The sequence below is a fragment of the Acinetobacter colistiniresistens genome (genome assembly GCF_000413935.1).
GTDB lineage: Bacteria > Pseudomonadota > Gammaproteobacteria > Pseudomonadales > Moraxellaceae > Acinetobacter > Acinetobacter colistiniresistens.
Genome location: NZ_KE340377.1, coordinates 59,838 through 86,515 on the forward strand (window position 1 = coordinate 59,838; position 26,678 = coordinate 86,515).

28 protein-coding genes are annotated in these 26,678 nt (G+C 42.0%); 13 read left to right on the forward strand and 15 right to left on the reverse strand.

Annotated elements, in window-relative coordinates; translation table 11 throughout:
* Nucleotides 1–19: 19 nt before the first annotated feature.
* The 6 genes from F907_RS15515 to F907_RS15490 form a co-directional block, all read right to left on the reverse strand.
* Nucleotides 20–535, reverse strand: a complete 516-nt coding sequence (locus tag F907_RS15515; RefSeq protein ID WP_016651278.1) for a phosphatidylglycerophosphatase A family protein — start codon at nucleotides 533–535, stop codon at nucleotides 20–22.
* Entirely contained in the window at nucleotides 513–1,430 is a 918-nt protein-coding gene (thiL, locus tag F907_RS15510; protein ID WP_016651279.1) for a thiamine-phosphate kinase, read from the reverse strand. The genes F907_RS15515 and thiL overlap by 23 nt, the downstream gene beginning before the upstream one ends.
* A gap of 14 nt (nucleotides 1,431–1,444) precedes the next feature.
* Nucleotides 1,445–1,894, reverse strand: coding sequence for a transcription antitermination factor NusB (gene nusB, locus F907_RS15505; RefSeq protein ID WP_004657014.1), 450 nt, complete (start codon nucleotides 1,892–1,894; stop codon nucleotides 1,445–1,447).
* A 3-nt stretch (nucleotides 1,895–1,897) separates the two neighbouring features.
* A complete protein-coding gene (gene ribH / locus F907_RS15500; RefSeq protein WP_004637206.1) occupies nucleotides 1,898–2,368 on the reverse strand; it encodes a 6,7-dimethyl-8-ribityllumazine synthase in 471 nt (156 codons plus the stop codon).
* Nucleotides 2,369–2,379: 11 nt separating this feature from the next.
* Nucleotides 2,380–3,501 carry a bifunctional 3,4-dihydroxy-2-butanone-4-phosphate synthase/GTP cyclohydrolase II gene (gene ribBA, locus F907_RS15495; protein WP_005238032.1) on the reverse strand — a complete coding sequence of 374 codons (1,122 nt, stop codon included), beginning with the start codon at nucleotides 3,499–3,501 and terminating at the stop codon, nucleotides 2,380–2,382.
* A gap of 292 nt (nucleotides 3,502–3,793) precedes the next feature.
* Nucleotides 3,794–5,089 (reverse strand): hypothetical protein, encoded by a 1,296-nt coding sequence (locus tag F907_RS15490; protein ID WP_164743254.1) that lies wholly within the window; start codon nucleotides 5,087–5,089, stop codon nucleotides 3,794–3,796.
* Between the two features lie 61 nt (nucleotides 5,090–5,150).
* Here F907_RS15490 and serB point away from each other — a divergent pair, with 61 nt between their 5' ends.
* The 3 genes from serB (at nucleotide 5,151) to F907_RS15475 (ending at nucleotide 7,741) form a co-directional block, all read left to right on the forward strand.
* On the forward strand, nucleotides 5,151–6,371 hold the full coding sequence (gene serB, locus F907_RS15485; protein ID WP_005270174.1) for a phosphoserine phosphatase SerB: 1,221 nt from the start codon (nucleotides 5,151–5,153) through the stop codon (nucleotides 6,369–6,371).
* A gap of 406 nt (nucleotides 6,372–6,777) precedes the next feature.
* Entirely contained in the window at nucleotides 6,778–7,113 is a 336-nt protein-coding gene (gene aciT, locus F907_RS15480; RefSeq protein ID WP_005238035.1) for a ciprofloxacin tolerance protein AciT, read from the forward strand.
* A gap of 148 nt (nucleotides 7,114–7,261) precedes the next feature.
* Nucleotides 7,262–7,741, forward strand: a complete 480-nt coding sequence (locus tag F907_RS15475) for a hypothetical protein (RefSeq protein WP_005238037.1) — start codon at nucleotides 7,262–7,264, stop codon at nucleotides 7,739–7,741.
* Nucleotides 7,742–7,795: 54 nt separating this feature from the next.
* Here the strand turns inward: F907_RS15475 and dtd are convergent, their stop codons facing one another.
* On the reverse strand, nucleotides 7,796–8,236 hold the full coding sequence (gene dtd, locus F907_RS15470) for a D-aminoacyl-tRNA deacylase (RefSeq protein ID WP_032861732.1): 441 nt from the start codon (nucleotides 8,234–8,236) through the stop codon (nucleotides 7,796–7,798).
* A 198-nt stretch (nucleotides 8,237–8,434) separates the two neighbouring features.
* Between dtd and F907_RS15465 the strand changes: the two genes are divergently transcribed.
* The 5 genes from F907_RS15465 to asd all read left to right on the forward strand — a co-directional run bounded on the left by F907_RS15465 (nucleotide 8,435) and on the right by asd (nucleotide 14,001).
* On the forward strand, nucleotides 8,435–9,958 hold the full coding sequence (locus F907_RS15465) for a catalase (protein ID WP_016651282.1): 1,524 nt from the start codon (nucleotides 8,435–8,437) through the stop codon (nucleotides 9,956–9,958).
* Between the two features lie 126 nt (nucleotides 9,959–10,084).
* Nucleotides 10,085–10,570, forward strand: coding sequence for an ankyrin repeat domain-containing protein (locus tag F907_RS15460; protein ID WP_016651283.1), 486 nt, complete (start codon nucleotides 10,085–10,087; stop codon nucleotides 10,568–10,570).
* A 142-nt stretch (nucleotides 10,571–10,712) separates the two neighbouring features.
* Nucleotides 10,713–11,930, forward strand: coding sequence for a nicotinate phosphoribosyltransferase (pncB, locus tag F907_RS15455; RefSeq protein ID WP_016651284.1), 1,218 nt, complete (start codon nucleotides 10,713–10,715; stop codon nucleotides 11,928–11,930).
* Between the two features lie 374 nt (nucleotides 11,931–12,304).
* The gene (locus F907_RS15445; protein WP_016651286.1) at nucleotides 12,305–13,153 is read left to right on the forward strand and encodes a sulfurtransferase; all 849 of its coding nucleotides are present in this window, start codon (nucleotides 12,305–12,307) and stop codon (nucleotides 13,151–13,153) included.
* On the forward strand, nucleotides 13,150–14,001 hold the full coding sequence (asd, locus tag F907_RS15440) for an archaetidylserine decarboxylase (protein WP_016651287.1): 852 nt from the start codon (nucleotides 13,150–13,152) through the stop codon (nucleotides 13,999–14,001). Before F907_RS15445 ends, asd begins: the two co-directional genes overlap by 4 nt.
* A gap of 338 nt (nucleotides 14,002–14,339) precedes the next feature.
* On the opposite strand, the gene F907_RS15435 is transcribed toward asd, so the two are convergent.
* A complete protein-coding gene (locus F907_RS15435) occupies nucleotides 14,340–14,672 on the reverse strand; it encodes a helix-turn-helix domain containing protein (RefSeq protein WP_016651288.1) in 333 nt (110 codons plus the stop codon).
* Between the two features lie 357 nt (nucleotides 14,673–15,029).
* Here F907_RS15435 and F907_RS15430 point away from each other — a divergent pair, with 357 nt between their 5' ends.
* Entirely contained in the window at nucleotides 15,030–16,196 is a 1,167-nt protein-coding gene (locus F907_RS15430; RefSeq protein WP_016651289.1) for a hypothetical protein, read from the forward strand.
* A gap of 346 nt (nucleotides 16,197–16,542) precedes the next feature.
* Entirely contained in the window at nucleotides 16,543–16,923 is a 381-nt protein-coding gene (locus tag F907_RS15425; protein WP_005238049.1) for a ribonuclease domain-containing protein, read from the forward strand.
* Between the two features lie 621 nt (nucleotides 16,924–17,544).
* Here the strand turns inward: F907_RS15425 and F907_RS15420 are convergent.
* Complete coding sequence (locus tag F907_RS15420; RefSeq protein WP_016651290.1) at nucleotides 17,545–18,450, reverse strand: LysR family transcriptional regulator; 906 nt, start codon at nucleotides 18,448–18,450, stop codon at nucleotides 17,545–17,547.
* 96 nt (nucleotides 18,451–18,546) lie between these two features.
* On the opposite strand from F907_RS15420, the gene F907_RS19350 reads away from it, so the two are divergent.
* Complete coding sequence (locus tag F907_RS19350) at nucleotides 18,547–18,672, forward strand: hypothetical protein (protein ID WP_016651291.1); 126 nt, start codon at nucleotides 18,547–18,549, stop codon at nucleotides 18,670–18,672.
* Between the two features lie 266 nt (nucleotides 18,673–18,938).
* Here the strand turns inward: F907_RS19350 and F907_RS15415 are convergent, their stop codons facing one another.
* Complete coding sequence (locus F907_RS15415; protein WP_016651292.1) at nucleotides 18,939–19,832, reverse strand: LysR family transcriptional regulator; 894 nt, start codon at nucleotides 19,830–19,832, stop codon at nucleotides 18,939–18,941.
* A 94-nt stretch (nucleotides 19,833–19,926) separates the two neighbouring features.
* Here F907_RS15415 and F907_RS15410 point away from each other — a divergent pair, with 94 nt between their 5' ends.
* A complete protein-coding gene (locus F907_RS15410; protein WP_016651293.1) occupies nucleotides 19,927–20,379 on the forward strand; it encodes a PACE efflux transporter in 453 nt (150 codons plus the stop codon).
* A gap of 96 nt (nucleotides 20,380–20,475) precedes the next feature.
* Here F907_RS15410 and F907_RS15405 read toward each other — a convergent pair whose 3' ends face one another.
* The 4 genes from F907_RS15405 to F907_RS15390 form a co-directional block, all read right to left on the reverse strand.
* The gene (locus F907_RS15405; RefSeq protein ID WP_005270213.1) at nucleotides 20,476–20,943 is read right to left on the reverse strand and encodes a DUF2147 domain-containing protein; all 468 of its coding nucleotides are present in this window, start codon (nucleotides 20,941–20,943) and stop codon (nucleotides 20,476–20,478) included.
* A 112-nt stretch (nucleotides 20,944–21,055) separates the two neighbouring features.
* The gene (gene phoR, locus F907_RS15400) at nucleotides 21,056–22,414 is read right to left on the reverse strand and encodes a phosphate regulon sensor histidine kinase PhoR (protein WP_005270214.1); all 1,359 of its coding nucleotides are present in this window, start codon (nucleotides 22,412–22,414) and stop codon (nucleotides 21,056–21,058) included.
* Nucleotides 22,415–22,424: 10 nt separating this feature from the next.
* Nucleotides 22,425–23,135 carry a phosphate regulon transcriptional regulator PhoB gene (gene phoB, locus F907_RS15395; protein WP_004657056.1) on the reverse strand — a complete coding sequence of 237 codons (711 nt, stop codon included), beginning with the start codon at nucleotides 23,133–23,135 and terminating at the stop codon, nucleotides 22,425–22,427.
* Between the two features lie 250 nt (nucleotides 23,136–23,385).
* Nucleotides 23,386–24,063: a TetR/AcrR family transcriptional regulator gene (locus F907_RS15390; RefSeq protein WP_016651294.1), complete on the reverse strand. Its 678-nt coding sequence runs from the start codon at nucleotides 24,061–24,063 to the stop codon at nucleotides 23,386–23,388.
* A 305-nt stretch (nucleotides 24,064–24,368) separates the two neighbouring features.
* Here F907_RS15390 and F907_RS15385 point away from each other — a divergent pair, with 305 nt between their 5' ends.
* Nucleotides 24,369–25,196, forward strand: a complete 828-nt coding sequence (locus F907_RS15385) for an SDR family NAD(P)-dependent oxidoreductase (protein ID WP_016651295.1) — start codon at nucleotides 24,369–24,371, stop codon at nucleotides 25,194–25,196.
* A gap of 62 nt (nucleotides 25,197–25,258) precedes the next feature.
* Here F907_RS15385 and F907_RS15380 read toward each other — a convergent pair whose 3' ends face one another.
* Nucleotides 25,259–26,626: an MATE family efflux transporter gene (locus tag F907_RS15380; RefSeq protein WP_005270217.1), complete on the reverse strand. Its 1,368-nt coding sequence runs from the start codon at nucleotides 26,624–26,626 to the stop codon at nucleotides 25,259–25,261.
* Nucleotides 26,627–26,678: the final 52 nt, after the last annotated feature.

Here is a 26,678-nt window from a genome sequence, read left to right on the forward strand (position 1 = left end):
TAACTCTAAATGGCTTAAGTCAAAGGTAAGAGTGGAGAATAAAAATACACAGCGCCGCCCAGAGGCCAGCGATGATGTCATCAAGCATGATCCCTAAGCCGCCAGACACTTTTTGGTCTGCCCAACTGATTGGAAATGGCTTCCAGACATCAAATATACGGAATAAAACGAAGCCCGCAATGACCCATGGCCAGTTCATCTGCCCTAAGTAAAGCAAAGGAAGGAGGGTAATTGATTGTCCCGCAAATTCATCCCACACAATACGTCCGTCATCATGCACATTGATGACTTTTGCGGTGTGGCCACAAATATAAATGCCAATTACTGACATTAAAATGACCACCACCAGACTGGCGGACAAGCCAAGATATAACCAGAGGGGAATAAACAGCAGTGCAAAGGCTGAACCAAAGGTTCCCGGTGCTTTTGGGGCTAAGCCAGAACCAAAACCGACACCGCAGAAAACGATGAAACGGTCTAGCCAGCTCATTTGGCTAAAGTGAATGGGAGGCTTATGCAAAGTGTTGGTATCCATGAACATGTAATGGGGTAATTTTGCCCATATACTCAAATAACAATCCAGTTTGTTGGGTAATTTCGCCGATTATTGTAAGCGGAACATCTAATTGTTGTCGCGACAGTTGGTTAAAATTTTGCGGTGATATTGTAAAGCATAATTCGTAATCATCGCCCCCTGCGAGTGCATAATGCCAAGCCTGTTGCAGATCCAGTTGTTTGAGCGATGGATCTAGGGGAAGTTGATCAAGCTGTAGTTTTGCACCGACATGAGAGGCTTTTAAAATATGTCCGAGATCTTGGGCAAGTCCATCTGATACATCAATCATACTTGATGCCAATCCCTTTAGCTGTTGGCCGAGTTGGCAACGTGGTGTTGGGTAATCTAAGCGTCGTTGTAAGGCATGACTCAAATGCTGTAATCCAAAGGCGGCATCACCAATTTGTCCACTGACACAGATATAGTCACCCACCTGAGCGCCTGAACGGGTAATAGCCTGACCTTGTTCAATCCACCCTAAAGCGGTCACACTAATAGTGAGTTGAGTGCTTTGCGTGGTATCTCCACCAATCAGACTCACAGCAAATTGATCGCAGCAATCAAATAAACCCTGACTAAAGCTAGTCAACCAGTCATGATCAATCTTGGGCAGACTAAGCGCCAGTAAAATACTGTGGGGTTTTGCTCCCATTGCCGCCAAATCTGATAAATTGACAGCCACACTTTTCCAGCCAATCGCATGGGCAGCAGTATCTAGGGGGAAATGTCGTCCAGCAACCAGTGTATCTGCGCAGATCACCAATTGTTGTAAAGGAGGGGGGGTAACGATGGCTGAGTCATCGCCGATACCCAAACTCACATCGGAATTGGATGCTCGCTGAAAGTAACGCTCAATAATTGAAAACTCAGCCATGTAACACAAGCCTATTATTTTGCTTGTTGTTTTTCAGCTTCACGAAGCTTCGATGAAAGACGGTCTAATACACCATTGATGTATTTATGACTATCTGCACCACCAAAGTGTTTAGCTAGCTCAATCGCTTCATCAAGTACAACACGGTACGGAACTTCGAGGTGATCTCGGAGTTCATAGGCACCTAATCGTAAAGTGGCAAGTTCTACGCCATCCAGGGCATTTAACTCACGGTCAAGTACAGGGATGAGTAACTCATCTAAAGCTTCATGTTGAGCAACCACTTGAGTGAGTAATTCATGGTAATAGTTAAGGTCAACTTTGTGCATGGCATTTTCAACACGGGTACGTGCTTCAATTTCATGGACTGGGTTATGACTCATTTGCCATTCATAAATCCCTTGTACAGCAAAACGACGTGCTTTGCGTTTCGCTGCATAAGCGGCCTGAAGTGTTTGCGACATGCTTTAAATTGCCTTTAATAAGTTAACCATTTCGATCGCAGTCAATGCAGCTTCGCTACCTTTGTTACCTGCTTTCGTACCAGAACGTTCAATTGCTTGTTCAATGCTGTCTGTGGTTAAGACACCATTGATCACCGGCATTGTGCTTTCAAGTGCAACCACACCTAAACCTTTTGCACATTCGCCTGCAACAAAATCAAAATGTGGTGTGCTACCACGAATCACTGCGCCTAATGCAATGATGGCATCAAATTTATTTGATGCAGCAAGTTTTTTTGCAACGATTGGCAGTTCCCATGCACCAGGTGCATGAATCACGGTAATCGCATCTTCTGCAACACCATGACGTTTTAAGGTGTCGATCGCGCCTTCAAGTAAATGTTCAACCACGAAGCTGTTGAAACGACCGACTAAGATCGCATAACGACCTTCGCTTGCGAGATGTAATAAACCTTCAATTCGGCGAATTGCCATAGCAACCTCGATTATTTTGCTGTGATTTGATCGGCAGTGATGTATTCCACTACCTCTAAATTAAATCCGGATAAGGCATTGAAGCGAAGCGGCGAGCTGAGCAGCTTCATCTTCTCAACACCTAAATCACGTAGAATCTGTGCACCGACACCAATCGTTTGGTATTGATGGGACAATGCTGCATTGGATTTCAGCGGTTTTGGCTGATTTAAGCTATTCAGTGCAGGACCTAAATCTTCCAGATGATCCTGACCAATCCACACCAATACACCACGATCACTTGCTGCAATGGTTTTCATTGCATGATCTAAATTCCAAGCAGACGAACCATCGGCTTTGTTGAGTTTTAATAAGTCACGAATTGGACTGAAACCATGAACACGCACCGTGGTCACCCCTTGCTTTGGATCACCTTTCACTAATGCCACATGAATGTCTGGATTACCGATTTCACGGTATTTATAGAGTTCAAATGCGCCGTATTCGGTTTCAATGCTTTCTTGAGACAAACGTTCAACGGTTTGTTCATTGGTCATGCGGTAATGAATCAGATCCGCAATGGTGCCAATTTTTAAGCCATGTTTCTCTGCAAATACTTCTAAATCAGGACGACGCGCCATGGTGCCGTCATCGTTAATAATTTCACAGATCACAGAGGCAGGTTCTAAACCAGCTAGGCGGGTTAAGTCACATCCTGCTTCGGTATGACCTGCACGGTGCAATACACCGCCGGGTTGTGCCATCAAAGGAAAGATATGGCCGGGTTGTACGATATCACTTGGTTTGGCATGTGCAGCAACCGCAGTGCGAATGGTATGCGCACGTTCAGCGGCTGAGATCCCTGTGCTGATTCCTTCCGCAGCTTCAATGGAGAGCGTAAAGTTGGTCGCGTGTTGTGCGCCATTTTGATCAACCATCAATGGCAAGTTGAGCTGTTTGCAACGATCGCGACTCAGTGTTAGGCAGACCAGTCCGCGTGCATGGGTAATCATGAAGTTAATATCTTCTGGGCGAACATGCGTTGCAGCGATGACTAAGTCACCTTCATTTTCACGATCTTCATCATCCATGAGGATGACCATTTTGCCTGCACGAATATCTGCGACAAGCTCTTCAACACGACTCAGCGGCATTCGCTTTCACCTTTGATGTTGCCTTTTCAGGCACTAGTATTCGATAAATCTGGCATAGTTTACCGCATTTTAAAAAATTTCGCCTGTGCTTCTTTAGCAATAAAAAGACAGGGGCGACAAATTTCAAAGCAACACTTTAGCCTGCAAAGGCATTTTGTGTTGCGCAAATGAGGATTACCCCAGTAGAGCATTAATATTTGGGTGCCGAGAAAAAATACAAGGCTTTGTATTTAGACAAAGCCTTGTATTTTTAATCACTCAACTGTGGAGCTAAAAGAAGTCAAGCCGAGGCTTATTCAAACTCTGTGGAAGCTCTGGTTTTTTTACCCATTAAAATTTCAGTGCGTAAAGTTTGCGCCAGCGTCGCACATTCTTCATTCATGCCGTTAATCATGAAAGCATGGCGGGTCATAATATTGCTCGGGTTAGGCATTGCCACCAATTCATAGTTGTTCTGAATCGTTTTTAGTTGCTCATGGTTTAAATGCAAAGCGGCCTCTTTCGCATGTAAATGCTGTGCCAAACGTTTTGCGGCTTCAAGTGCATCTAATTGCATGGCATCGACAGCACTGGCAACAGCCCCACGGGTTTGCAAGGCAAAACGTTTATCTTCACGATAACGTTTATACAGCACATCGGACAAGAGTTGGAAAACGGCACCGACCATCATCAGACATTCGAGAGCATGGTTTTTTTCCGAGGTGGTGGCCAAGCTTGCACCGTCGGCACTAAATTCTTGTACCACCTGAATTTGGGCAGCATCAATTTGATAATGTTTGGCACATAGATCAATACTTTTATCCAAGAACAGTTGGCACAGTTTGAAATAAGGCACTGAAACAGATTGGTTGACACTGTTGAGCAACTGCTTAGGGTCATAAAACTGGATATTAAGTGCCAAAGCATGATCGTCCAGCGTGACAGACTCAACTGGATTTTTTTCAATGCGGGGTTTGGCTTGGGCTTTTGCCTGTTGTTGCGCTTGGGCAACCAAAGTCACTGCATTCTGTTTTTCAAGTGCGAGTGCTTGGGTTAGGCGTTGAATTTCATGTTTGAGATGATTTTCCTGATTGATTTTTGCAAGGTATTCACTGCGGGTTTGGCGCGCAATAGCACGATAAGCCAACCAAATCAGGCCATGAATAAATAAAGAAACTAAAATAGCCAGCCATTGAGTCCGTAAGATCTCACCAATGCTCGGTTGGATTAAGGTAATTTCAACCGTACCCACTTTCTTTTCATTTTGCAGCGCATCGCGAACAAACACTTCACCCTGACGGGTTTTGGCCATACCGCTGGTCGCAAGGACTTGTTTATTGGCGTCCAAGATGCGAATGGATGCAACACTTGGGTTGGTTGCATAACGATTGGCCACCAATGCCAATGAAACGGTATTGGCCGGTTCCAATTCGGAAAGCGTATCTGCCACTAACTGACTGGTCATCAGCTGGCCTTGGCTGGCGCGATTTTCATTGAGTTGATGTGTCGTTGCAATCACCAATAAAAAGGTATGCAATGCAAAACTTACGATCAGTAGGCTAGCAAATAGCCCTTGGCGAGGCGCATTCAAGTTAAACTTCCAAGGCAAATAGATTCATGGGTTATGTTATGATTCTTACAATAGTTGTCGCTCAACCACGAGTCAATTCATGCGAGAAATCATTCTTATATCCTTTCTAGGACCAGATCAACCGAATCAGTTTACTCGATTAATGCAAGTACTATCCGTACATTCTTTGCAAATACTCGATGTAGGTCAGGCCGTTATCCATAATCAACTTACCCTTGGGATTGTTGTTGCTTCGGATAATGAGACTGCAACTGCATTAGCAATGAAAGAGATTCTGATTTTAGCACATGATATTGGCTTAACTGTGCGATTTAAACCAATCTCCAACGCAGAATATGATCAATGGGTGAGTGAAGGTGGACGAACACGCTATATCGTTACCGCACTGGCGCCTGAACTGACGGCTGCACATTTGCAAGCCGTCACTAAAATTGTTTCAAGTCAAGGTTTTAATATTGAAACGGTCACGCGGTTATCGGGTCGTTTAGAGCTTGATGTTGAAAATCCATTCCCGCGTCGTGCCTGCGTACAATTTGGTCTGAGTGGGCAGATGCTCGATGCACAGGCCATGCGAGCTGCTTGCCTCAGTTTATCGGGTGAACTCAATATTGATGTGGCGGTACAGGAAGATAATGCTTATCGCCGTAATCGTCGTTTAGTTTGCTTTGATATGGACTCTACGCTGATTGAGCAAGAGGTGATTGATGAGCTGGCATTAGAAGCAGGTGTGGGGGCTCAGGTCGCTGAAATCACTGAACGTGCGATGTTGGGTGAGCTTGATTTTCAGCAAAGTTTCCGTGCCCGTGTTGCGTTGCTCAAGGGGCTGGATGCATCGGTTTTGCCTAAAATTGCAGAACGTCTAACGGTGACTGAAGGGGCGGAGCGTCTGATTTCAACGCTGAAAGCATTGGGTTATAAAACCGCAATCCTGTCCGGTGGTTTCCAGTATTTTGCGGAATACTTACAAGCCAAATTGGGAATTGATGAAGTCCATGCCAACATTCTGGATGTCGAAAATGGTGTGGTGACAGGTGAGGTTAAAGGTGCAATTGTAGATGGTGCACGTAAGGCTGAACTCCTGCGTCAATTGGCCGAGAAGATGGGCATTTCACTTGAGCAGGCCATGGCCGTCGGTGATGGTGCCAATGATTTGCCAATGCTCTCAATTGCTGGTTTAGGCGTTGCGTTCCGTGCCAAGCCGCTCGTTCGTCAAAATGCTAATCAAGCCATATCAAGTGTGGGTTTAGATGGTGTTTTGTACTTGTTGGGTATGCATGATAAAGATTTAAATCGCGCTTAAAACCATGATTTACGTTTGAAATCAGGCCGCTTTTTAAAGCGGCCTGATTAATTTTCAGGACGTCACTATTCCGTCATATTTATGTCTAAATGTATAGAAAAACAACGATAAAAAAAATCTGAAAAAAGTTTTTTTAGGGCATAAAACAACGATATTTTTTTGTAATGACACGCCGCAATTGATGCTATATGGAGATTGAGGACTTTTATAATTTTAAAAAATGTAATGACAAAAGCATATTGCGACAGCTTATGTCGTAAGGTTAATTTCAGGCTCTTCTTTTCTAAAAAAAACCCTCCATAATGCATAAAGACGTGAATGCAACACCAAGTACTGTTTGAGATTACAGAACAAAATAGAGGTCTGAACACAATTGCAGACCACCCTTTTTTAGACGGAGGTTTCTATGGAAGCAGCGAATTTCACCATGTTGGTTGGATTTGGCTTAATCGCTGTCGCAATTATTGCTGTTTTCTTTTCTCCTTATCGTCGTTGGTTAGGTTTTATGTTGGCGGGTATGCTGTGCTGGGGACTGTTAGAAGTGGTACGCTTTGGTGCGCAAACCATATTCGATATGTCCGTCGCCTATAGTTATCTGACTGCCTTGAGCCTCGCGATGATGACGGTTACATTTATTCTTTTACGTGAAGATAAACAAGCACAAAAGCAATTGGCAAATCGCCAGTATATTGAACATACACCTGTATATAAGGATGATCAGCAACAATGTTCTAGCCGATAAATCATAATAATTTGAACAGCAAAAAAGGCATGCTCAGCATGCCTTTTTTGTATTAATTTTCTGCAACAAAGCTTTTACAGACAACTCTACAATTGTGCTAGGATACTGTTGTCTTAATTTTCATCATTATACTGTAGGCATAATTGTCATGAAGCTTTCTTCTTTACCTGTGGTTAAGTTACCTATCGTTGATGTCAGCACTGATCCACTTGATTTGTTGGTGGCAGGTTTGGCACTACGGATGAAGCAATTGGCACGTACGAGTCCGAAGTTTATTGAATTGGTTCATGATCGTGAATTTCGTATTCAAATTGGTACAGATTTAGGCTTTGCACGTCAGATTATTGTGAATCACGGCAAAATTGATACCGTTGCAGGCAGTCCACAACAAGCAGATTTCATTTTGCAATTTGCTTCAAGTGAGCAAGGTGTCAAGACTCTAATTAAGGGTGACCCAACTGCATTTATGACGGGGATGCAAGATGGCAGTATCAAAATGGAAGGCGACTTTAGCTTATTGGTTTGGTTTAACCAAGCGGCAAAATTGATTCCACCAAAAGTGCCAAAACCGGTAAAAGAGAAAATTCGTCAAGCACGTGCATTTATTAAAGAAAAAACTGGCAAATAATAAAAGAGCTGTAATAAAAAAACTCCTTCTCGGGAGTTTTTTTATGTTTTGTGATTATTTAACTTCCAGATTAAACGTCACCGGGCCATCATTGATTAAATGAACTTTCATATCGGCCGCAAAAATACCCGTTTGTACCTGATTGAACTGTTGACGGGCATAGTCAACCAGTTGCTCATATAAGGCTTGCGCCTCGGCAGGTAGCATTGCGGGGCCAAAGTCTGGTCGCAAGCCTTTCTGAGTCTGAGCCATCAGCGTAAATTGTGAGACCAGTAGCAGGCCACCATTGGCTTGGCTGAGGTTCCAGCCCATTTTGCCTTGCTCATCATCAAAAATCCGATATTTCAGAATCTTATCAATCAGTTTTTGGCCTTTTTCAAGGTTGTCTTCTTTACCTAAGCCTAAAAACACCAATAGGCCGTGTTGGATCTCACCTGTAGTTTGGCCCTCAACGACAACTTTGGCTTCGAGAACACGTTGAATTAATGCACGCATAGAAAAGTGAAAATCTGTCTTGTAGAGATGCCGCAGTCTAGCAGATTCAGCGGCTTTACATCGAGCTTGAAAAATGAGGGGATTTGCCATGATCTTATTTTTCGATCTATTTTATTAAAATTATCTTTTTTATCTATTGTTAAAATCTTTGTATAGTTGCCGTGCAGGAAAGGTATTTAGATTTTTGGATTTAACAGTATGTTTAAGCGAACATTTTTATTCACAATAATGGCGGCAATGCTCGGCACAGCGTATGCAGCTCCTTTAACAAAAGACAATGGTGCACCTGTTGGTGACAATCAAAACTCAATGACAGCGGGTGCCAATGGTGCAACCTTGTTGCAAGATGTTCAGCTGATTCAGAAGTTGCAACGTTTCGGCCGTGAACGTATCCCTGAGCGTGTGGTGCATGCCCGTGGTACAGGGGTTTATGGTGATTTTGTGGCAACCAAAGATCTTTCTGATCTGACTGTCGCTTCTATGTTTAAAGCGGGAACAACGACCCCCGTATTTGTTCGATTCTCGACCGTGATTCATCCTAAAGGTTCGCCAGAAACCGCGCGTGACCCGCATGGTTTTGCCGTGAAATTCTATACTCAACAGGGGAATTGGGATTTGGTCGGTAATAACCTACCCGTGTTCTTTATCCGTGATGCGATCAAGTTCCCAGACTTTGTCCATGCGATGAAGCCTGATCCGGTCACCAATGTTCAAGATCCAAACCGCATTTTTGATTTCTTAAAGAGTCAGCCGTGGTCGATTAATATGTTGACCTATGTCTATTCCAATTTGGGGACACCAGAAAGTTACCGTACCCTAGATGGTTTTGGCGTACATGCATTTAAGCTTTATAACGATAAAGGTGAATATAAATACGTCAAATTTAACTGGCGTTCGAAGCAAGGCGTGAAAGGTCTGAACTTAGATCAGGTCAAAGAAGTACAAGGTCGTGACTGGAGTCATTTGACCAATGATATGTACAAAACCATTTACGCGGGTAACTATCCAAAATGGGATCTATATATTCAGGTACTTGATCCCAAAGACCTCGATAAATTTGATTTCAACCCATTAGATGCAACCAAAATCTGGCCGAATGATCTAGTGCCTGAAGTTAGAGTCGGAACCTTGACCCTGAATCGTATGCCAAAGAACTTCTTCCAGGAAACTGAGCAATCCGCGTTTGCTCCAGGCAATTTGATCCCGGGTATTGAGCCATCGGAAGATCGTTTACTGCAAGGTCGTATCTTCTCTTACTCAGATACACAGTTATATCGTCTAGGCGCGAATCATCAGCAAATTCCTGTAAATCGCCCTCGTGTAGCGGTGAATAACAATAATCAGGAAGGGGCGATGAACATGGGACAGACTGAGTCGCATGTCAACTATGAGCCAAGTACGATTGAACCAAAGCCTTCAACTGAGATTGCACGTGCGGTTGCTACACCTTTACAAGGAACAGTGATGCAGCATGCGATTCAAAAACAGCAGCCATTTAAACAGGCGGGCGAGTTATATCGGAGTTATTCGGTAACGGAAAAGAATGACTTGATTCGTAACCTGACTGCGGATTTAGGGCAAGTCAAAGATATGGAAACCAAGACCATCATGCTGTCTTACTTCTATAAGGCAGACGCGGACTATGGAACGCGTTTAGCCAAGTCACTCAATGTTAACCTTAAAAATGTGCAGGCCAAAGCAGCACAATTGCAAGACCAATAATACGTTGAGTATGTGGTAACAGGTGCCGTTATTGTTACCCCCAGCAAGTCCTGTAACCTCAATCGCCTTTCCTGCACCTAGGGTGAGTGTTACAGGCACTCCTTTTTAAATTCAGAGGATGTTGTGATGATTGGTTTAAGAGCGACAGTCTGTGCAATTTGTATCGTGTGCAGTAGTTTATCCATCTCGAGTTATGCGAACCCAGCATCGACTGCAGTAAACGGTTCAGATGAGGTGGTTGAGCTGTTCTTTTCAGCAGCAAAAGTTGGCAATACTGAAGTTTTACAAGAATTTTTAAAGCATGGCTTTCCAGTTGATATCCAAGATCACTCAGGTTACACCGCATTGATGATGGCGAGTTATTACGGACAGAAAGAGGCGGTTCAGCTGTTACTGGATCAAAATGCCAATCGCTGTATTCGAGATAAGCGGGGGCATACTGCGTTGATGGGAGCCATTGTCAAAGCTGAATGGAGCATTGCCAAGCAATTGCGTCGGGTGGATTGTGATCCCCATGCTGCGAAAACAGGTCAACTGACCGCTGAGCAGTTTGCGATTGAGTTTGGGCAACTGCCACGGTTGCGGGAGATTCAGCCTGCTGGTTCGGAGTGAGCTAGGATCTTATTTAACTATTTGAATTTAAAAAGACTCTAGGCAAGATTATGACAAGAAGAATAACCATCGTCGTAGACAGCCTCATTTCTGGCTAAAAGTATGCTTTAATGCTTGAAATAGAATAGATCCTAAGTCAGTCATGTCTACACCCATTATTCAATCTTTGCTGGATACCGACTTATATAAATTCACCATGTTACAGGTGGTGTTGCATCAGTTTCCGCAAACACATAGTGTTTATTTATTTCGTTGCCGCAATTTAGAAGATACGGTTTATCCCTTAGTTGATATTTTAGATGACTTGAATCAGCAGCTGGATTTGCTCTGTGAACTGCGTTTTGCAGAAGATGAATTACAATACCTACGCTCATTGCGTTTTATTAAAAGTGATTTTGTTGATTATCTGGAATTATTCCAACTAAAACGTCGTTTTATCAAAGCCAGTATTGATGAGGCTGGGCGCTTGGATATCCGAATTGAAGGGCCTATGGTTCAGGCGATGATGTTTGAGATTTTTGTCTTGGCTATCGTCAATGAATTGTATTTCCGTCGCATCCGTAGTGATGAGGTATTGGTTGAGGGTGAACGCCGCCTGCAACAGAAGTTGCTGCAATTACATCATTATGCACAAGAACAACAAGATAAAGAGCCTCCCTTTTTAGTATCTGACTTTGGCACACGCCGCCGTTATAGCTTTGAATGGCAAAAGCATGTGGTACAGGCCTTTCAGGCTGTTGCACCGAAAGTCTTTCGCGGAACCAGTAATGTATTGTTGGCCAAGCAATTGGGGATTAGTCCGATTGGTACCATGGCGCATGAATTCTTGCAGGCTTTTCAGGCACTTGATGTGCGTTTGCGTAATTTCCAAAAAGCTGCTTTGGAAGCATGGGTACAAGAGTATCGTGGGGATTTAGGCATTGCCCTAACCGATGTGGTCGGTATGGATGCCTTCTTGCGTGATTTTGATTTGTATTTTGCCAAGTTATTTGATGGCTTACGTCATGACAGTGGCGACCCGTATGAGTGGGGTGATAAGGCGTATGCACATTATCGCAAACTCAAGATTGATACCAAGACCAAGATGTTGACCTTTAGTGATGGTCTGAATTTGGAAAAAGCATGGTTATTGCATCAATATTTTAAAGATCGTTTCCAAGTGAGTTTTGGGATTGGCACCAATTTAACCAACGATATGGGGCAGAAGCCTTTGAATATTGTGTTGAAATTGGTGGAGTGTAATCGTCAGTCAGTGGCGAAGATTTCGGATAGTCCGGGTAAGACCATGACCGATAATGATACTTTCTTGGCGTATTTGCGTCAGGTGTTTGAGATTGAAGAGAACGAAGTCAGTGTCTAGGCAAACAAGTTTAGAGGATGGTGATGGCGGTATCTTACTGGGCATTTTTTAAATATTAGGTTCAACCTTCGGTTTTGCCTACTTTTCTTTCGGGAAAAGTAGGCAAAACCATTGTCATCCACAAAACCTGTTCATTTCCTTCTTCTATTTTATATTTCGCAGAAGCAATACCTTGTAGATATTTCGCAGGTTGTGGATGACGTTTTCGAGTATCCAATTTCATGTGATAGATTATATTAAATCTGAAAAGCATTATGGATATTCATCAGACGGTATATCTACTTTTCTGCTAAATGAATGCAAAAAATCAGACAAAGATAAAAAATCCGCTATGCTAAAATCACCCCCAATGCGGATGATAAAACAGCATAACAATGACTGACGTAGATTTTAAACTGGGTTTACTGATTGAGCCTGAACAATTGGTGCCTTATTTAGGCAGCGAGTTGATTCGAATTGTCGATTTAAGCCGAGCATCGGTGTATGAACAACTGCATATCCCTCATGCAATTCATTTACAACCTAAATTTCTGGTTGCACAACAAGAACAAGCCAGTGGGGTATTGCCTGATTTAGCAGGTTTACAGGCTTTAATCGAGAAACTGAATATTTCGCCGCAACATCATGTCGTGGTCTATGACGATGAAGGTGGCGCATGGGCAGGGCGTTTAATCTGGAACTTACATTGCCTTGGTTTTAATCGAACCAGTTTGATTAATGGTGGGATTCATGGCTGGTTGGGGGCAGGTTTGCCGACCACGGCTGAAGTCGATCCCGTCAGACCCGTTGCCGATCTGTTCCAGATCGATTTAGACACGGTACAGCAGCATCGCATTGAATATCACGAATTGTTACAACAGGTCGAACAGGACAATATTCAGCTCTGGGATTGCCGTACCAACGAGGAATATACAGGCTTGCGCTTGGCTGCACGACGCGGCGGTCACATCCCAAATGCACTGCATTTTGAATGGAGTACTGCCCTAAACCGTGAAAATCATCTAAAATTACACCCGCTTGAACGCACACAACAACGTTTAGAACAATTAGGCTTTAATTTACAACAACCTGTGGTGGTGTACTGTCAGTCTCATCATCGTTCAGGTTTGGCGTATATTTTGGCAAGATTGCTCAACTGGCAAGTTAGAGCCTATGACGGTGCGTGGAGTGAATGGGGCAATCGCCTCGATAGTCCTATTATTTCAGGGGAGTCACCGTCTTGAGTTTTGCAGCAGATCTAAAAAAACAACTCTTTATCAAAGCACAGAATCTTGTGCCGCAACACCAACTGAGCCGTGTGGTCGGTAAAGTTGCCGCAAGTGAAAATGTCTTGGTAAAAACTGCTGTGATTCAGGCATTCAAAGCAAAATATGGCATTGATATGAGCATTGCAGCGCAAAGCAATGCACTGCAATATAAGTCATTTAATGAATTTTTTACCCGTGCGTTAAAAGAGGGTGTCCGTGGTATTGATGAACAAGCCGATAGCATTGTTTGCCCGGCCGATGGTGCGATTTCGCAGCTCGGTAAAATCGAAGCGGGTGATATTTTCCAAGCCAAAGGCCAAAGCTTTTCTGCTGAAAAATTGATTGGTGATCCGCAGTTGGCGAAACCATTTATTGATGGTCAATTTGCAACCGTGTATTTATCGCCAAAAGATTACCATCGTGTGCATATGCCATTGGCAGGTACATTGACTGAGACCTTATATATTCCAGGTGAGTTGTTCTCAGTCAACCAAACCACGGCTGAAAATGTACCAGGTTTGTTTGCACGTAATGAACGTATGGTGTGTTTGTTTGATACCGAACTGGGTCGTATGGCGGTGGTTTTGGTTGGCGCAATGATTGTGGCTGGGATTGAAACGGTTGCAACGGGCAAGGTAAAACCCTCTGGCAAAGTTGAATTGCAGCATCACCAAATGAAATTGGAGAAAGGTGCCGAGTTAGGGCGTTTCTACCTAGGTTCAACCGCTGTGATTTTATTTGAAAAAGATAAAATGGTTTGGGAAGAACAGTTTAAAGCCAATTCGACAGTGGTGATGGGTGAGCGTTTAGGTCATTCGATTTAAGCTTACAAAATCATTTTAAAAGCCCTTTAAAACTTTTAAAGGGCTTTTATCTTTTGTATAAACTGTATTAAATGAATTAGAAAATTTTCATATGATATTTATGAATTAGTATTATTTTATTAAATTTGCTTCTTTAACCATAGATAGTAAGTCTTCCTCTAAATGATCATTCCTCCATCGCCACTCACATTCTTTTAAATGTAAATCAAAATATTTGGAAACCCCATTAAATTTAGATAGTCGGCATTCACAAAAAATCCAAAATAATTTAAGTTCCCGATTGTTAGATGAAAATGAAATGAACTTTGAATATTCTAAAGAAATTAAAAAAGTGTAATTCATATTTTGGTTGGTATTTTTATCGGTGTTTTTTCTAAAAAAAAAATTAACCTATGGTATTCATCGACAGGGGTGAAATCTATAAAAACATTCTTCTCTTTTTCATAAATAGATAGTACTAATTTATGGAGATTTAAATGTTTATTGTCTTTTGTATATCCCAAATTAGATCTCATTTTTGTTCTGTTTAAATAAATCAGATTTCTAAATTTTTTATACCAATAATTTACAGTATTTCTATTTATTTTTGTTAGTTCTGCTGTTTCAGATGCTGTGCTATCTTGGCAAAACATACTTATCAATATTTTTAATTTTTGCGGACTTAGTCTCATTTTAAAAAACTCTTTTTATAAAGGAAAGTGCTAACTTAATAACCTATTTTTCAATTAGATACATGCCGATATTACGGTGAACTAGTCTAGGTCTATTTTTTTTTAATTCTATTTGTTAGAGAACTATTATAAGTTTTGATTTCCAGAAAAATATATTTAAGAACTGGGGATATTTTTATATGGTGTGGGGAATTTTTATGAGTTGCTATTTGATATTTATAATGGTTGAATATTATTGTTTTATTAAAAAGCTACTTGTGAAGAAAATCTAGAAACACTAAAAATAAATATTAAATAAGCTTAAATATAATAATTTTATTAGAAAAGATCATTAGGATCTTTATATGAGGTAATACCATGAACTCTGATACTCAAACAAATGTACAAAAACTTAATGCTGCATGGAAAGAGGTCGTAACGAAAGCCCTCGGTCTGGATAGTTCGTTTAAACTAGCTCAGGGCAGTTTAGGTCTTCAAACCAGCGACAGCAGTGGCCTATTTAGTATGGCTGATGCTATTCCACCCAACACAGATCTTTACGATGCAGGCAGCGTGGCAACGTTTTCTGGTGGTTACAAGATGCTCTTGCAAGCACTTTTAGCTGAGCAAGGTACAGATCTCGCAACTTATCTCGGCGATAATTATATCAATTGGATCAATTACAGGAATGCCTACTTTAACGCGAACCCGATGAGCGAAGATTCTCAAGAGGCGGTCTTCAAGAAGTTTGCTAACCAACGCTTGGATCCTCAGAGTGTCCCAGGAGCTCTTTCTGCATTCCAGAAGCAGGCTCAGGCACCATTGAATTTAGCCTTGGATGCGGTCCGAAAAACCTCAAACTACCAGCAATTCACTAGCACATCAGGTCAAATTACAACGTTACCAATCTACGCTCCAACCCTAGACAATGCCAAGAGTCAGCTCAATGCGGGGGCTGGTCCGTTCACAATCGACTTCGACTCGACTGAAACAGAGAAAACGCTGACTCAAACCCAAATTGAGGGCGCCGCAAGTGGATTCTGGAATATATTTGATGGTGGTGCGACAGCAAACTTTGATAAGCTCAATGCAAAAGCTGCTAGTTCTGGTTTTACCATCCAAGGTCAAATTAACAAGATAGCAACACTTAGCGTTACGCGTGGTAATTGGTACTTAGATAATGAGTACAAACGCGCCATTAATGCCAAAAATGATATGAGCGTCTGGGATCCACAAAGCAATGCCGGGAATTGGGGTTTATTTTTTAATCAGCCTGATGGGAGTCTTGCCCGTCGGGTCAGTCAAATCGTCCTAGTCAGCGATTACGAATTCACTGTTACCAGCAATGCGACATATAGTGATCAGGAATATCAACAGATTAAGTCCTCAGCGACATTTGGTATTTGGCCATTTTTCTCTGCGAGTGCTTCAGCAACACACACCACTGACGTACAACTTTCTAGCTCTGGTAAATTAGTAACCACATTCAAACTGGATAAAGGATTATTCCAAATTTGGGGCGTAACGGTTCAGGATGCTTCCTAAGCGCTTCAGCTTTGTACATTGGTTAGTTATGCCATTGCCGTTGTTGGGATGATAAGTCACCCAGATTGAGTCCAGTCATTCATAAAAGGGATCTCTTATTTACCCAAACAATCCAAATGGTCAAAAATGAAAGGTTGGAATGCTTTAACCAGTAAAGTTTATGAAAAGACAGCAGTGTTAGGCTTCCATTCAACAAACTAGTCTAGTGTCATTTTAAGGCACTAGACTACCAAAATAGATATATCGGTCTAGGGGCACGCAGATTTATCTCTGTTGCGCTTTGTCTTAGGAGCTAAGCTTTTAAAGGCTGCCGATTTATCTGTATTAATTTTATAAGGAATGAATTATGAAAATGAATATAAGATCTTATCCCATATTAATAATTTCAGTATTTTTTACATCCTCTGTTTTTGCTGCAATTCCAGATTGTGGCAAGCTACCAGACTACGTTAGAGAGTTTGATCGTAGTATGAGAGTCTGTGTCAAAAATGCAAATATGTGTGGTACAGGTAAGGACAAAATCGTAACACAGGTATTCTCAAATAATGAAGGTAAACTTCCAAAATTAAAAAGTCCTTTTAGTTACGTAGAAGGAAAATATTTTGAACAAGGTCAATTTGATAAATATAATAAATTTAGGCTCGTTGTGAAGGTAGACGGGGGAAATAATTTTTCAGAAAGATACTATACATCTGATCATTATATAACTTTCTGTAAGTTGCCATAAAAAGCTTATATCAATAGGCTCATGCGAATCTTAATTTTTTAAGCTATTGAAAAAAAAGGACATAACCCAATTTGATTTTCGGTCAAGAAAAGAAAAGTAAGTTATGTCCCTCTTTAAATTTAGGCTCTGTCCTATTAACGGTTTAAAGATAACAAGCGTGCGGGATGGCGCATAAAACGTCTAAGTCTTCATTCATTTTACAATCTAAAAAATCTCTTATCCGGAATACAAGAAAATAAGGATTTTCCATTCAACAACTTTCGACTTAACATAATAAATTTTTTTAATTTATTTCTTAAATAATCTTCATATTGGTCAAAAAGGTCGATTTGAAATAAATCATATTTTGTATAAGTTATTTGGGCATGTTTTGCGCAACATTATCCAAACCATGTACGTTTTTGCTTACAGCAATTCAGGGCAATGTCCCATTTTCAACCTAAGCTGAATTGCCTAAGATCAACTCATCAGGAACAGGAAGTTCCAAAACATAAAACAAGAATGATAAGTTTGCGCATCAGGATGTGAGATATGACAGGAGTTGTATCTAGTGAAAGGAATACGAAAAAGCCCGACAGGATGTCGGGCTTTTTTCATTTGAGCTGAAATCAAGATCGTTGTTTAGTTCATTTGCTTGGAACTGTAATAGGCATGAATCGCGTCTGCACAGCTATTAATGATCGGGTCTTCATCTTTTTTCCAGATGAGTTTTACTTCGCTAAGTGTGTTTTTATCTTGAAGGGGAATCAGTCTGACATCGCTCGGCAAAATTACTTTAAATTCTTCAGGCACAATACACACGCCAAAACCATTGGCGACCAGTTCCAGTTGGGACCTTTTTCTTGAATAAATTCGGGTTCTTTTCGGACTAAAACCGTTAACTAAACATAAATTGGCGGCCAAATAACTTAAACCACCTCGGGCTTTATGTGGGACAGAGACAAAATTTAAGGACGCCAACTCACGGATCGATATACTTTCTTTTTCACTTAAAAATGGGTCTGAAATATGGGCGGCGACATATAAAGGTGCGGTATATAAACTGATGGTATTTACATCATTTAAATTGTGATAAATCGGTGGTCGAATAAAGCCCAGATCAATACTGCCATTCAATAAATATTCGAGCTGTAATTCAGAGGATAGGGTATTCATTTCGATATCAATGTTATGGCAATCACAAAGCTGCTCAAAGATTTCCAGCTTGCTTTGATCCAAGACAATACTGCTGGAATGGGCAATTTTAATGATTCGACCTTCACCCCGACTGATACTTTGGGCGCTGACAATGGAACTTTTTAAATGATCAATATTGCTTTTTAAACTTTTATACAGTGCTTCACCTGCAGGTGTGAGTCTAATTTTCTTTTCAGATCGATCAAAAATTTCAAAACCGATTTCTTCTTCTAAATTTTTAATTTGTCTGCTCAGGGCAGATTGAGCAATAAACAACTTCTCCGAGGCAGCAATAAAGCCCCCAGTTTCTACAATCGTGATTAGATAATTAAATTGTTTGAAGGTCCACATATCTCAAAATTAGATCAGTGCTTGTTTTTTCTATATTAGATTAGATGAGAGAAATCTTATACCTTTTTTATAGATCCTTGATTCAGGTCGCTGACGATGACAATGAGAAATAAGATTTTGACCTTGATTGCTGCTGTAGTGATTTGTCTACTGGCACAAAGCTATGATCACTATATGGGCGTAATGAAGACAGAACAGACTATTGATTTATGGGGAGATTAGTAGAGGTTTCTATATTTAATCCGATGGGATCACTTGCTTTCAACATGAGCGTAAAGTGAGGCAATGTACGCTTTTTCTTACAGTGATTAGGGGCAATGTCCCATTTTCAGCCTCAGTTGAATTGCCTAATATGAACTCATCAGGAACAGGAAGTTCCAAAACATAAAACAAGAATGATAAGTTTGTGCATCAGGACGTGAGATATGACAGGAGTTGTATCTAGTGAAAGGAATACGAAAAAGCCCGACTTGGATGTCGGGCTTTTTTTATGCAAGATTGATTTGTTTTTCCCACAGTTCAATCAAGCATTGCATGGATTTGCTCAAAGGTTTATATGCTGGCCAAATCGCATGAATCGGCATACCCAGTCCATTGGTGGTATCGAGAAAGGCCAAGCGTACCAGACTCTGTTTGGCAAAATGTGCTTGTACTACGGATAGGGGGAAATTGCCCCAACCGAGACCTTGTTCCACCATATCAATGGCCATGGATAAATTATCGCTGTACCAATAAGAATCGGAGACCAAAACCCGACTATCAGGTAATGGATAATGCTTACTGTCTACAATAATCTGTCTGAGTTCAGACAGCATGGTGAGCTCATTTTTATTCTGCGCTTTGAGTTGTTGTGCATCTTTAGGTGAAACCGCTGCGACGAATTGTTCCATCCCCAATAAACGAAAGCGTTCATTATTATCGAGTTGCGATGAACTATAGGCAATATACAGATCAATCTCGTTATTGTGCAGTCGTGTCTTGAGCTCCTGTTGCGGGGCACTGACCATTTCAATATTGAGTAAGGGATAGCGTTGAATTAACGGTTCAATCCCTGCCAATAGAAACTTTTGATTGACATCCGCGGCAATCCCAATGCAGAGGTTGGTTTCCAGACCCGTTGAAAGCTCGGTCAGATGCAGGTCAAGTTGACGCAACTTGGTCAGAATTAACTGGGCATGCGGTTCGATCGAGAGTGCAACTTCGGTGGGGGCAAGATGATTTTTACTGCGTTCAAATAATTTTAAATTCAACTCTGCTTCGAGATTGGCAATCGACATACTGACGGCTGAAGGCACACGATTCAAGGCACGTGCCGCTGCGGAAAAATTACCTCGGTCAATAATCTCAAGAATCAGTTCGAGTTGTTCACGACTGAGCTTCATGGTTACTTCCTTGTCAGTAGATCTGATAACGATTAACTTTTTTTATCAAATTTAAAGCGTAAAATCCACTCATTATTGATTTCAAGGTGTGGTTATGCAAGGAACCAAGAGAAGAGTCACCTACGTGTTTTTCTATGAAGTGTTCAGCTTTTTTATCTGTGCGATGGTGTTAGCCGTGCTTTCAGGCACAACCATCAGCCATACAGGGCCGTTATCAATCTTGATCGCGGTGATCGCGGTGACGGTCAATTTTTTCTATAACTATGTGTTCGAGATGTGGGAAAAAAAGCAGAGCTCCAAAAAACGCACCTTGTGGAGACGCGTGGCGCATGCGATCGGCTTTCAAATTGCTTTGGTGATGATTTTGATTCCCCTCATTGCATGGTGGATGCAGATCAGTTTAATCAAAGCCTTCTTGCTGGATTTTAGCTTGATGGTGCTAATTCCATGTTATACCTTTGTTTATAATTACTTTTTTGACCATATTTTTGGTTTGCCCAGCCATTTGCTTGAGCCGACAGCGCTGAATGCTAAAACCAGTTCTTGATGTGCTAGCTGATGGTTAAAATGATAAAAAAGAGTAGATAAAATATACTCTTTTTTATGTGATTTTTATCTATTTTATAGCAAGCAAGGCAGACGCTTATAGACGAATCCAAGTCATGTTGCGAAAGTTATTATTGCTTGGGTTTTTGGCATTGATGCTGAGCATTTTGCCGGTTTTGCTTAAACGCGCATTCAGCTGGTATTTCTGTCCGTCATAGGGGTTGAGCCAAACACCCTGTCCAAACTCTTCATTTTGATTGAGCATTTTCAAGCCGGTTAATACTTCCATCCCGATGATCTGCTGATTCTTTAACGTACCCGTACATGCGCTACATAAAGTCGGCGCAGCTTCCTTGGCAGAAGGATACATTTTGACAATCACGGCACTGTATTGTTCAGTGGCAGAATGTCTGCGAATCACGATATCAGACAGATAAGAACCAGTACGTTCGTCGACGACTTTCCACGTCCCAATCAGTGGATCTGTTGGAGCAGCATGAATCGCCAAAGGCATACCGAGCCCAAGCAAGAGGGCACAAGCACGAAGAAAAGGTGTGTTTAGCATGAGAAATACATCGATAAAAATAGAAATGATGAAGTGAAACAACAATTTATTATATTGTTTTAGTGGAATGATCACATCATATTTCAGGGAACTTGGCAGTTCCCTGTCTGGTTTAAATCATGCGGTATAGACGTTCTTTCGGGAATACCGCAGTAAAGGTTGAACCTTCATTTTCCTTCGAGGTAATTTCCAAATGTGCGCCGTGTTGCATTAACACGTGTTTTACAATTGCCAGACCTAGGCCTGTACCACCTGTCTGACGACTACGCGCGCTATCAACACGATAGAAGCGCTCAGTTAAGCGCGGTAAATGTTTGGGATTAATTCCGATCCCATTATCCTGTACGGTAAAGTAGGCATGGTCACCATCTTCGTGCCAGCCAATGGTAATGATCCCACCCGCAGGGGTGTATTTAATGGCATTGGTAATCAGATTACTAAAGGCACTGGCAATTTCGATATCAGAACCAATCAGGTCACAATGGCTATCAATATCCAGATTTAAGGTATGACCATAATCGAGATTGTAGGCACGCGCATCATCAAAGATCTGGTTCATCAGATTGGCCATATCAATAATCTGATTTTTCGCGACTTTTTTATTATTTTCTAAATTGGATAGCAGCAGCAAGTCATTCACCAGAGCATTCATACGCTTGGTTTGAGATTGCATTTGGGTAAAAGCCCGTTTCCAGCGCGGGGTAATGTCATCTTGATCAATAAAGGTTTCGATATAACCACTCAGTACGGTCAGCGGTGTTCGTAATTCATGTGAAATATTATCGACAAAGTCTTTGCGCATTTGCTCGAGGTTATGTACCCGTGTGGTGTCATAGGCAACCAGTAGACGGCTTTCCCCGCCGAAACGGGTCAGTTTGACTTGTACATAACGCTCTTCATCCATCTGGGCTTGCAGACGAATCCCATCTGGTGACTGGTCGCTATGGTTAAAATATTCAATAAAACTCGGTTGGCGTAAAATCGACAATAAGTTGCGACCACGATCCAAAGGACTAATGCCCAAGAGTTTTTCAGCAGCAGGGTTCCACCATTCGATTTGATGTTGATCATCAATCAAGACCACCGCTTCGGCCAATGCCACCAAAGAGGATTGTGCACGGTCAATCAAGCCGACCATTTCTGCTTGAACAATACGTTCTTGACGCTGTGCGCGATAGACATTGAACAGCAATGCCCCCCAAATCCCATTCAGATTGGGTGGGACATCATAAGGACGGTTGGAAATCCATTCATTGACCAGATAAAGCGAGCGCAGCTGTAGAAAAAAGAACAGCACGAAGGCAATAAAAACACAGCTCCAGAAGTATCCCACCCCGAATCCGACTAAGCTTGCAATCAATAAGAAAAAAAGTAACAGTCTTAAATCTTGTTTTGCAAAGGTCCATAAACTGCTGTAACGAAAACGTTGGTGTTCACGTGCCAGTTCCGGGACGGGGTAAGGCTCATACATAAAGGATTTTTTAACCTACTGCTAAATCTGCTCGTGTGGAGAAGCGGTAACCAGTGCCACGAACGGTTTGTACAAAGCGATCGACACCAAAGGGTTCTAACACTTTGCGTAAACGACGGATATGCACATCAATGGTACGGTCTTCGATATAGACATTGCCACCCCAGACCTGATCCAACAATTGAGCACGGGTATAGGCCCGCTCTGGATGAGTCATAAAGAAAGCCAATAAACGATATTCGGTTGGACCCATGTCTAAAATGCTATTGCCAAAGCTGACACGCTGGCTGACAGGATCAAGCAATAGGCCATTGGCGTCAATGACTTTTTCACCGCTCAGCGCATTGGCACGACGCAGTACCGCCTTGATACGGGACACCAGTTCACGCGTCGAGAACGGTTTGGTCATGTAATCATCAGCACCAGCATCCAGCCCCTGAACTTTGTGGTCTTCTTCACCACGTGCAGTCAGCATGATCACTGGAATCTCGGCCAAGTTCTCATCTCGTTTGAGGCGGCGGCATAAATCCACACCACTCACACCACCTGGTAGCATCCAATCCAGCAAAATAAGTGCAGGACGCTGATCAACGATAATTTGATGCGCTTGTTTGGCATCCTCAGCTTGTAAACATTGGAAGCCTGCCATATCCAAAGAGGTATGGATCATTTCGCGGATCGGTAGCTCATCATCGACAATTAAAATATAGTCATCTTTCACAGCGCAATACCCTTAAAATCTGTAACGGTGAACCGTTTTGTTGTTATGACAGGCTTATTACAAAGATTAATTATGACAATATCATTGCAAAAGAATTAATAAAGTCGAATTTAGCAATAAATTGTGACAATCATGGGGCGTAGAGGTGACGAATTGATGACAATTTGCCTACCAATAAAGCAAATGAATTCATTTGCTTAACTGAACTGTTGTTTTACCGCCGTGCTTGTCACAAAACTGTAAAACGATTTTAATTTTTTTGTGATGTGGTTTCGATAAATGACAAAAAGACAGCACAGCAGGCAGACAAGACATCTTGTAAAGGCTGTTCGAAGCCTTCTGAAACCCAGCGAATAATAATATGGGTCACATAACCATTTAAGCCCGTAGCCATCAGTGAAACTTCTTCAGTACTTTGTGGTGCATTGGGCATGGTGATCATCACAAAGCCTTGAATAATGCGATCAAACTGGGTCAAGGTCTCCTGAATAGTGGCCTGATTATGCAGGTCTTGCACCAGCATGGCATCAATATAAATAATGCGTGCCATACGTGGATCATCTTTAATCGCACTCAACAAAGCCGATAAACCTGCAGTCACCATATTTTTGGGTTCAGGCGCGGCCATCAGGACAGCCTGAGTTAAACAGGTTTGCATTTTCTCAATCATTTTTAAGAACACGGTTTGAAACAGCTCTTCGCTTTTCTTAAATGATTCATAGAAGTAGCGCTCAGTCAGTTTGGCTTCATTACAAACATCTTTCACGGTTACCGAGAAAAAGCCCTGTGTACCATAGGTGGCAATACCAGCTTCAATGAGTTTTTCACGACGTGCTTCTTTACGCTCGGTTAAAGAGAGCCCCTTAAATTGTCGCTCTTTGACTGCGGTATTGTTTTTCTTGCCTGTCACTTGATCTTGAGTTGCCATTGAGAAAACCGTTCCCTAAAAAATCTTTCAATCGTCTGTCTAATGTTTATTTGCATTTCAACGCTGTTGTGCCGACTTAGCATAACCAAAATTTGAAAATATGCCTTGTCTCTTTTAAACATGTTCGGTCATAAAATGTAAATAGGCCTATTATGACATGTGCAGTGTCGCTTATTGCCATTTGTCTTAAAGCTGGAGTGTACTATATTGACAACACGTATTGTCAAAATTATATTGGTTATAGCTTAAACTGCACATGATCTAAGCGAATATGTGCATATCACTCGCAATACAAAGGATAGGCAATGAAAAATTTTAAAAATAAAGTCGCAGCGATCACCGGTGCAGGTTCTGGGATTGGACAGCAATTGGCAGTTTTATTGGCGAAGCAAGGCTGTCATTTGTCATTGAGTGATATCAATGAAAAAGGTTTAGCGCAAACTGTAGAATTAGTGAAACAGTATCCTGTCTCAGTCACCACCAAAGTGCTTGATGTTTCAGATCGCGATGCGGTGAAACAGTGGGCACAAGAAACCGTGCAAGATCATGGTTCAGTCAATATGATCTTCAATAACGCAGGTGTTGCTTTAGGCTCAACCGTTGAAGGGGCAAGCTACGAAGATTTAGAGTGGATTGTGGGTATTAACTTCTGGGGCGTGGTGTACGGAACCAAAGAATTCCTGCCATTTATCAAACAAAGCAAAGATGGTCATATCATCAATATCTCTAGTATTTTTGGTTTGACCTCACAACCAACCCAATCGGCGTATAACGCAACTAAATTTGCGGTACGCGGTTTTACTGAATCATTACGTCAGGAATTGGACATTGAGAAGGGCGGTGTCAGCTCACTCTGCGTACATCCGGGCGGGATTCGTACCAATATCGCCAAAGCAGCGAAAATGAATGACAGCTTGAAGAGTTTGGGGATGGACCCGAATAAATCGATCAAGCAATTCGACAAGTTCCTGCGCACTCCACCCGAAGAAGCAGCACGTCAAATTCTTAATGCAGTTTTGAAAGATAAACGCCGTTTATTGATTGGTACCGATGCCCGTATTGTGGATTCGTTCCAGCGTTTATTCCCAACGGGTTATCAACGGATTGCAGCGTTTGCAACCAAGATGATGTAAGTTGTTAGCATGAAAAAAGCCATTCTCTGAGAATGGCTTTTTTATATCAGTAAAAAGATGCTTTAGATCAGTACTTTAATCTTGGTCTTTTTCCAAAAGAATTGATAATAAAATGCTTGGAAGACACATAGACTCACAAAGGAAAGTGCGTAAGCAATCCAGATGCCTGTTAAGCCCCAAAGTGAGCTAAACCAATAGGCACACGGCACTTCGATCAGCAGAATGGTGAAAATATTGATCAGCATCGGGATGTTAACCGCACCGCTGGCCCGCATGATTGAGGCAAAAATGGCACTGGCTCCAAAGAACAGAATCGACCAGAGCACGATAAATAACAGCTGTTGGCCCAGTTCAATTACGCTGTGATCGGTAATAAACAGCGCCATTAAATATTTTGAAAACAAATAGGCTAAGACAATCAACGTGCCTGTAAATAACAGATTCATGCCCAAAGCGGTACGGGTGACTTTGGCCAATAAATCGGGTTTACCTGCGCCAATCGCTTGTGCAGCAAAGATCGAGGCAGCAATTGAAATCGACAGCGCTGGAAATTGAATATAGTTCAGCACCTGATTGACTGCACCATAGGCTGCTGTGGCATGTGCACCGTAATGGTTAATCAGGCCAATAATCACCAGACCTGCTAAGGAGGTGGTGACCATCTGAATACCCGTTGGAATTCCAAGTTTTAGAATTAATTTACTGAGCTCGGCATCATGACGAATATGTTGCAGCAATAGACGGTCGATCTTTAACGGATGATTTTTATAGTTCAGATAAATTGCTAAGAAAGTCAGCACCGCGGCATAACCGATAATGGTTGCAATCGCAGGGGCAACAATACCTAAAGCCGGAAAACCAAAGTAACCTTTTAGCAAAACAGGCGTCACGCCTAAACCAATCAAGCTGGTCAGGCTCAGGGCAATCAAAGGGGTTACGCTATCGCCAACACCTCGTAAAATCGAGGTGTAAATAATATAGACGAACAGTAAGGGGCTACCCACCAACATCCATTGTACATAAGGCAAGGACAGATGCATGACTTTAGGATCTGTGCCAAGGAGCTCTAAAATATGTTTGGCAAAGATTAAACCCAGTACCGCAATGATACTGCCCCCGATCAGGGTCATAAATACGGTAGAGCCAATCACGGAGCGGACTTTTTCCAGATTCTGTGCCCCCCATGCCTGTCCAATCAGTACCGTGCTGCCTGCGGAAACTCCAATCACAAAGGCCAGTAAAAAGAACAGGATGGGGAAGAAGACCGAGACTGCGGCAATGGCATTGACCCCCATCATTTGACCGACAAAGATGGTATTAATCGTGCCTGACAGGTTTTGTAAAATATTGGTGGCAATCAGCGGCACCAGAAACACAAAAAAGGTTTTCCAGAGATTCGGTTGCATCACCAGAGGTTGGCGTGGTGTCATTCAATTTCCTTCACGCTTCATCCTGAAACGATTGTATTTTTGTCAACATAAC

Coding starts and splice junctions, on each gene's coding strand:
- F907_RS15515 (WP_016651278.1), bottom strand. CDS start 535: ATGGATACCAACACTTTGCATAAGCCTCCCATTCACTTTAGCCAAATG.
- thiL (WP_016651279.1), bottom strand. CDS start 1,430: ATGGCTGAGTTTTCAATTATTGAGCGTTACTTTCAGCGAGCATCCAAT.
- nusB (WP_004657014.1), bottom strand. CDS start 1,894: ATGTCGCAAACACTTCAGGCCGCTTATGCAGCGAAACGCAAAGCACGT.
- ribH (WP_004637206.1), bottom strand. CDS start 2,368: ATGGCAATTCGCCGAATTGAAGGTTTATTACATCTCGCAAGCGAAGGT.
- ribBA (WP_005238032.1), bottom strand. CDS start 3,501: ATGCCGCTGAGTCGTGTTGAAGAGCTTGTCGCAGATATTCGTGCAGGC.
- serB (WP_005270174.1), top strand. CDS start 5,151: ATGCGAGAAATCATTCTTATATCCTTTCTAGGACCAGATCAACCGAAT.
- aciT (WP_005238035.1), top strand. CDS start 6,778: ATGGAAGCAGCGAATTTCACCATGTTGGTTGGATTTGGCTTAATCGCT.
- F907_RS15475 (WP_005238037.1), top strand. CDS start 7,262: ATGAAGCTTTCTTCTTTACCTGTGGTTAAGTTACCTATCGTTGATGTC.
- dtd (WP_032861732.1), bottom strand. CDS start 8,236: ATGCGTGCATTAATTCAACGTGTTCTCGAAGCCAAAGTTGTCGTTGAG.
- F907_RS15465 (WP_016651282.1), top strand. CDS start 8,435: ATGTTTAAGCGAACATTTTTATTCACAATAATGGCGGCAATGCTCGGC.
- F907_RS15460 (WP_016651283.1), top strand. CDS start 10,085: ATGATTGGTTTAAGAGCGACAGTCTGTGCAATTTGTATCGTGTGCAGT.
- pncB (WP_016651284.1), top strand. CDS start 10,713: ATGTCTACACCCATTATTCAATCTTTGCTGGATACCGACTTATATAAA.
- F907_RS15445 (WP_016651286.1), top strand. CDS start 12,305: ATGACTGACGTAGATTTTAAACTGGGTTTACTGATTGAGCCTGAACAA.
- F907_RS15435 (WP_016651288.1), bottom strand. CDS start 14,672: ATGAGACTAAGTCCGCAAAAATTAAAAATATTGATAAGTATGTTTTGC.
- F907_RS15430 (WP_016651289.1), top strand. CDS start 15,030: ATGAACTCTGATACTCAAACAAATGTACAAAAACTTAATGCTGCATGG.
- F907_RS15425 (WP_005238049.1), top strand. CDS start 16,543: ATGAAAATGAATATAAGATCTTATCCCATATTAATAATTTCAGTATTT.
- F907_RS15420 (WP_016651290.1), bottom strand. CDS start 18,450: ATGTGGACCTTCAAACAATTTAATTATCTAATCACGATTGTAGAAACT.
- F907_RS19350 (WP_016651291.1), top strand. CDS start 18,547: ATGACAATGAGAAATAAGATTTTGACCTTGATTGCTGCTGTAGTGATT.
- F907_RS15415 (WP_016651292.1), bottom strand. CDS start 19,832: ATGAAGCTCAGTCGTGAACAACTCGAACTGATTCTTGAGATTATTGAC.
- F907_RS15410 (WP_016651293.1), top strand. CDS start 19,927: ATGCAAGGAACCAAGAGAAGAGTCACCTACGTGTTTTTCTATGAAGTG.
- F907_RS15405 (WP_005270213.1), bottom strand. CDS start 20,943: ATGCTAAACACACCTTTTCTTCGTGCTTGTGCCCTCTTGCTTGGGCTC.
- phoR (WP_005270214.1), bottom strand. CDS start 22,414: ATGTATGAGCCTTACCCCGTCCCGGAACTGGCACGTGAACACCAACGT.
- F907_RS15390 (WP_016651294.1), bottom strand. CDS start 24,063: ATGGCAACTCAAGATCAAGTGACAGGCAAGAAAAACAATACCGCAGTC.
- F907_RS15385 (WP_016651295.1), top strand. CDS start 24,369: ATGAAAAATTTTAAAAATAAAGTCGCAGCGATCACCGGTGCAGGTTCT.
- F907_RS15380 (WP_005270217.1), bottom strand. CDS start 26,626: ATGACACCACGCCAACCTCTGGTGATGCAACCGAATCTCTGGAAAACC.